General features: G+C 59.2%; 4 protein-coding genes. 2 read left to right on the top strand and 2 right to left on the bottom strand.

What is annotated here, in order from left to right; genetic code table 11:
- The coding region (locus ACRXB1_RS33015) for an amidase (RefSeq protein WP_449494423.1) at positions 1-484 on the bottom strand (484 nt) is incomplete at its 3' end.
- Positions 485-590: 106 nt separating this feature from the next.
- On the bottom strand, positions 591-890 hold the full coding sequence (gene gatC, locus ACRXB1_RS33010) for an Asp-tRNA(Asn)/Glu-tRNA(Gln) amidotransferase subunit GatC (RefSeq protein WP_062168581.1): 300 nt from the start codon (positions 888-890) through the stop codon (positions 591-593).
- A 369-nt stretch (positions 891-1,259) separates the two neighbouring features.
- Here gatC and ACRXB1_RS33005 point away from each other — a divergent pair, with 369 nt between their 5' ends.
- Together ACRXB1_RS33005 and mreC are read left to right on the top strand one after the other, a co-directional pair.
- Positions 1,260-2,303: a rod shape-determining protein gene (locus ACRXB1_RS33005; protein WP_017772379.1), complete on the top strand. Its 1,044-nt coding sequence runs from the start codon at positions 1,260-1,262 to the stop codon at positions 2,301-2,303.
- Between the two features lie 205 nt (positions 2,304-2,508).
- A partial coding sequence (gene mreC, locus ACRXB1_RS33000) for a rod shape-determining protein MreC (protein ID WP_449494422.1) occupies positions 2,509-3,458 on the top strand: 950 nt, incomplete at its 3' end.

Raw genomic sequence — 3,458 nt, 5'->3', positions numbered from 1 at the left:
TCCGCGCGGCGACCGCTGCAGCCGAGCCACCCGACGATCCGCCCGGAACCGCTTTCAGGTCCCACGGATTCTTGACCGGGCCGAAGTACGAATTCTCGTTCGACGAACCCATCGCAAATTCGTCCATATTCGTTTTGCCGAGCGTCACCATGCCCGCGTTCTTCAAGCGGTCGACAACGGTGGCATCGAAGGGGCTCTTGTAGTTCTCGAGCATCTTCGAGCCCGCCGTCGAGCTCCATCCGCGCGTGACGAACACGTCCTTGTGCGCGATGGGCAAACCCGTCAGCGGACCCGCTTTGCCTTGGGCTATGAGCGCGTCCGCTGCTTTCGCCTGCTCGAGGGTGAGTGCGTGATCGACGCTGATAAAGGCGTTGAGATCCTTCGCTGCGTCGATGCGCTGCAGGAACACCTGCGCGAGTTCGACGGCGGAAAGGGTTTTTGCGTCAAGTGCCGCGCGCAGTTCGGTCAAGCTTTTCTGATGCATTGCGTTTTTCCTGATAGACGCCATGTGCCGCGTCTTTTAGTTTTCGTGCGGTGCTGCGGTGCCATTGCCGTGCCGGCGGGCCGCTTGTTCAATCACTATTGCATCACTATTCGATCACTTTCGGCACGAGATACAAGCCGTCGCGCACGGCAGGCGCAGGCCGTTGGAACTCTTCGCGGTTTACGTGCTCTGTAACAGCATCGTTTCGCAAACGCAGTTCGACTTGCTGGATTTGTTCGATCGGGTGAGCAAGCGGTTCGATTCCCGTGGTGTCTACAGCTTGCATCTGCTCCACGAGACCGAAGAAATCGTTCAGACGCGCGAGGGTGGGTTCGGCCTCGTGTTCGGGCAATTCCAGCCGCGCGAGGTGCGCAATGCGTTTTACATCGGTCAGGGTCAGAGACATTCGTTTCACCGGTCTATTTATGCGACTTTCGCGCAACAAACAGCGCGACTTCAATTCGAGATAAGGAGCCTTAGAAAGCAGGCCTGACGATGGCAAAATGTACCGTCCTTTTCCTTCGAATACCCCAAAATTATAAGGTATCATTACGCGTTCGACCCAAATCCGGATCGACTTGCCAGCGGCCTTTTCTTAGTTACAGATTTTTCAGAAAAGTGTGCGCCTGGTTTGCTTGCATCCTCCGGTAGATTTTCTTCGCAGCTTTGCAATGTTCGCGACCAATTGGGTCCGGCTGCAGGCTGTCAATTTTTTCCGCTGCCGTCCTTTGGCGCTCGAAGCGAGGCACGGCTCCCAGCGAGACAGGATTTTTGAATGTTCGGTTTTTTGCGCAGCTACTTTTCAAACGATCTGGCGATTGATCTCGGCACCGCCAACACGCTGATTTACATGCGCGGCAAGGGTATCGTTCTTGACGAGCCATCGGTGGTTTCCATCCGCCAGGAAGGCGGGCCGAATGGCAAGAAGACCATTCAGGCTGTCGGCCGCGAGGCCAAGCAGATGCTCGGCAAGGTGCCGGGCAATATCGAAGCTATCCGGCCCATGAAAGACGGCGTTATCGCCGACTTCACGGTCACCGAGCAGATGATCAAGCAGTTCATCAAGACGGCTCACGAGTCGCGCATGTTCTCGCCTTCGCCGCGCATCATCATTTGCGTACCGTGCGGTTCGACCCAGGTCGAGCGCCGCGCGATCAAGGAAGCGGCTCATGGCGCAGGCGCATCGCAGGTCTACCTGATCGAAGAACCCATGGCTGCCGCTATTGGCGCCGGCCTGCCGGTTTCGGAAGCAACCGGCTCCATGGTTGTCGACATTGGCGGCGGCACGACCGAAGTGGGCGTGATCTCGCTTGGCGGTATCGTGTACAAGGGTTCGGTGCGCGTGGGCGGCGACAAGTTCGACGAAGCCATCGTCAATTACATTCGCCGTAACTACGGCATGCTGATTGGCGAGCAAACGGCTGAAGCCATCAAGAAGGAAATCGGTTCGGCTTTCCCGGGCTCTGAAGTCAAGGAGATGGAAGTCAAGGGCCGTAATCTTTCCGAAGGCATTCCGCGCAGCTTCACCATTTCGAGCAATGAAATTCTCGAAGCGCTGACCGATCCGCTGAACCAGATCGTTTCGTCGGTGAAGATTGCGCTGGAACAGACGCCGCCTGAACTGGGCGCTGACATTGCCGAACGCGGCATGATGCTCACCGGCGGTGGCGCGTTGCTGCGCGATCTGGACCGGCTGCTTGCAGAAGAGACCGGCCTGCCGGTGCTCGTTGCTGAAGATCCGCTGACGTGTGTCGTACGCGGTTCGGGCATGGCGCTCGAACGCATGGACAAGCTCGGCAGCATCTTCTCCTACGAGTAAGTCTTGACGCCTTTTACGAAGGCGTCAACAACACGCACTCGCTCAATGAAACAACTGCGACGTGCGCGAGGGTTGCGACTTGCGCAAGCGTTCACGTGGCCCGGCCCAATGTGGCTCCGGGCCGCAACGCTCTGCGCTGGGCAGGGCCGCTACTTCACGCGGACCCGCAGCATCGATTTAACTGCTCACGCCCTCGGCGCCGACCATGGAATACAGTCCGCCGCCACTCTTTAAGCAAGGTCCATCCGCTCTCGCGAGATTGATCTTCTTCGTGGTGCTTGCAATCGCCCTTTTGATCTCCGACGCGCGTTTCAACACGCTCGAGATCGTGCGTGGCGTGCTGGGCGCGGGGTTATACCCGTTGCAGCGCGCAGCGCTCGTACCGCGCGATATCTTCATGGGCGCCGCCGATCTGGCCGTGACCAGCGCAACCCTGCGCACCGAAAACTCGAAGTTGAAAGAAAAGAACCTGGAGTTGTCTGTAAAAGCGGGCGACGCATCCCAGCTCAACGCCGAGAACGCTCATTTGCGCTCGCTCCTTCAGCTTCAGGCGCGCGCCGTCACGCAAACCACACCCGTAGAAGTGCAATACGACACACGCGATCCGTTCACACAGAAAGTCGTGATTGGCAAAGGCTCGCAGCAGGGCATCCAGGACGGCGCGCCGGTAGTCAACGAAGATGGCGTGATCGGCCAGATTACCCGCGTGTTCCCGCTGCAATCCGAAGTGACGCTGCTCTCCGACAAGGACCAGGCCGTTCCTGTGCAGATCGTGCGTACCGGTTTGCGCAGCGTGATCTATGGCACGCCGAAGGGCGACACGCTGGACCTGCGTTTCGTACCCATCAGCGCCGACGTCCAGACCGGCGACGAACTCGTGACCAGCGGCCTGGACGGAATCTATCCGCCGGGCTTGCCGGTGGCGAAAGTCGTGCGCGTCGATAAACAAGCCGATACCGCGTTCGCCCGCGTCGTCTGCCTGCCCATTGCGCCGGTGCGCGGCGCGCGCCAGTTGCTCGTGCTGCATTACGAGATCAACCAGCCGCCGAATCCTGAAGAGATCGAAGCCGCGGCCGCCGCAAAGGAAGCGAAGGAAAACAAGGGCAGGAAGAAGGCGGCGCCCGCGAAAAGCGCGAGCGCCCCCGCAGCGACCCA

The sequence above is a fragment of the Caballeronia sp. M23-90 genome, from assembly GCF_053574605.1.
Note: the sequence above shows the minus strand (reverse complement) of the source record. Positions and strands in the feature narration are given on the sequence as shown.

Bases quoted from the DNA above. Each gene is read 5' to 3' on its own strand.
- gatC (WP_062168581.1), bottom strand. From the start codon at position 890: ATGTCTCTGACCCTGACCGATGTAAAACGCATTGCGCACCTCGCGCGG.
- ACRXB1_RS33005 (WP_017772379.1), top strand. From the start codon at position 1,260: ATGTTCGGTTTTTTGCGCAGCTACTTTTCAAACGATCTGGCGATTGAT.